The organism is Holdemania filiformis DSM 12042, assembly GCF_000157995.1.
In the GTDB taxonomy this organism is placed as follows: domain Bacteria; phylum Bacillota_I; class Bacilli_A; order Erysipelotrichales; family Erysipelotrichaceae; genus Holdemania; species Holdemania filiformis.
Genome location: NZ_GG657585.1, coordinates 1 through 2,458, shown reverse-complemented (window position 1 = coordinate 2,458; position 2,458 = coordinate 1). Strand labels below are relative to the sequence as shown.

Here is a 2,458-nt window from a genome sequence, read left to right as displayed (position 1 = left end):
GATATTCGCCGCATATACCGTCAAACTGAGCGTTCCCAATCGCTGCCCTTCTCCTTTGGCATAGATAAGAATCGTTCCCGCTCCCTTCAGCGTAACTCTTCCTTTCTCATCAACATTGGCCAGACTCTCATTTCCCGCTGTACCATACCACTTCCGCTTCCTGCTCGCCATCCCAAGCTTTCAGTTCTATCGTTTCGCCTACCTTGTAATACACCCGATCCGCGCCGGTAATCGTCAGCGTTTCCTTTGCGCTGTAGCTCCCTGTGTTCGCGTTCGACGCCAGCTTCACGGTTATCTGGAATGTTGAATACTTCTTCGTGTTCTCCGCCATGTCTTCATACTTCACCTTGAACTTCAACGTCTGACTGCTTCCTGCTTTCAATCCGCTTCCATCCTTCAGCTCAATGGCGATTCCATAGCTCCCGTCTTCTTTCTTGACTAGCTCATAATCAAAGGCCGCTTCCTGAACCGCAGTCCCCATCAGCTCCAGCCCTTCGATCTTCGCTGCCTGATTACTCGTCAGGCTGATTCCAATCTCCTGCCGGCTGATCTCGCCTGTGACATTACTGTACATCGTCAGCGTACTTGCGTTCAGCTTGATCCCTGGATAGCTCTGTACCGTCTTTACTTTTACTGTATTATAGAATTCCTCCCCGGTTCGCTTCCCCACCGCTTTGAGACTCAGCTCATACGTTTTATCCGTTTCCAGCTTCGCTCCGCTTTTCGCCCGGATCTCAATCTTCCCTGCTTCGTTCAGCTTCACTTCAAAGTGTTCTGCTTCCGCTCCGATCAGTTCAATCGTTCCAACGGTATCCGCCTGATTTGTGATGCTCGGCGTCACTGTCGCATAGCTGCTTTCCCGGGTCAACAGATTGATATTTCCTGATGCACTCAGATTCATCATCACTGCGCTGCCATTCACTTTCACACTGATCGTGATCTTCGGCAGTTCTTTTCCCTTTTCATCCTTCGGGATAAAGCTATAACTGTAACTTCCAGCTTTCACTGTACTGTCCAACAGTCTCGCTTTAATCTTCCCCGCTTCATAGATCACTTCGATCTGATCCGTATTCTCATTCTTTACGCTTGGCACTAAAACCTGCTTCTCCTGAGATAATTCAAGGTTCGTCAGATTCATCGCCGCTTCACTTTCATCATTCAGCTTCAAATAACTGTTGTATAGCGTCAGGCTCGTTTTCTTCGCGCTCGCTTTTGGAGCCGCTGTGCTTGCATTCACAGTCAAACTGGTTTTCAGTACGCTTGTCCAGTTCGTTCCCTTGACTGTGATATTGATCTTTCCGGACTTTCCTGTCAGCTTCAGCCAGATCTTCCCATTCTCTGTTCTGATCCCTTCCGCCGCGTTTCCGCTGACCGGCTCCATTCCGATCGTCAAACCTTCTAAATCCACAGCCTGCTTCGTTTTCGCATCCAACAGTTCCAGTCCGATTTCCTTTTCTCCATAGTTCGGATTCACCGTGATCGTACTCTTCTCCAAGCTGTATCCCGGCTTCGTCGTCACTGTAGGTATCGTCACCTTTACGCTGACTGGTTCTTCATATTCCTCATACTGAATCACCAACGTTCCGCTCAGGTTCAGTTTCCCGTTCGCTTCTTTTTCCAGGCCTCTGACTTGAATCTTTCCCGTCTCATCGATCTGGAAATTCCGCTCAAACGCTTCCGATCCTTCTAGCTTCATCGTTCTGACCGTATTCCCTTTATGATCCATCGTCAGTTGAATCTCTCCCTGATTGTAGAACAGATTCAGCTTCTCATTCCATTTTACACCTGGACTTACATTACTTCTCGCGACCTTGACCGTTATCGGATACTCATAGCTTCCATATTTCGTTTCCAGCCGCAGCGTACTTTTATAACTTCCGTTTTTCACCGTCTTATCCAACAGGCAGATTTCCCCTGTCTGCTTCGCTTCAAACCGCGTTGAAAGCTCGCCGTTTTCCATCAGCTTCACTTCCGTAATTTCATTATCATACGCCGGATACAACCGGATGACTTCTCCCACCGTTTTCGCCGGATTCAGCGTCACCATATTCGTACTGATCCGCGGCTCATAGTCCCGGATCCTGACAGTGACCCTCGCTTGTTTCTTATACAAATCATTCGCCGTTGCGGTAATTGTCACCGTTCCCGCCTGTTTCAGTGTCAGGATTACTTTCCCATTTTTTACTGTGATGGCCGCTGCCTGACTGTCTGTCGTACTCCAGTTCAGCTTCGTCGCCGATAGATTACCTAAGCTGTCCAGCGCCTCCCCGTTCAGTTCCAGTTCTATTCCGTTTTTAATATTCCGCACGTCCCGGGCATCCAACGTCAGCTGCTTCAAGATCCCGTTTTCTTCTATACTGCTTACCAGCGGATTCGTTGTTTTCATTGTGATCCGGATCTCTCCCACCTGGCGGGCGACAACCTTCACACTCATCGTCACCTTCCGCTTCGCCGGATC

At 49.0% G+C, this 2,458-nt stretch carries 1 protein-coding gene; it reads right to left on the bottom strand.

The window, feature by feature from the left end:
- Window positions 1–127: 127 nt before the first annotated feature.
- Window positions 128–2,458, bottom strand: a 2,331-nt coding sequence (locus HOLDEFILI_RS19990; protein ID WP_006061406.1) for a hypothetical protein, incomplete at its 5' end; no start/stop codon positions are given.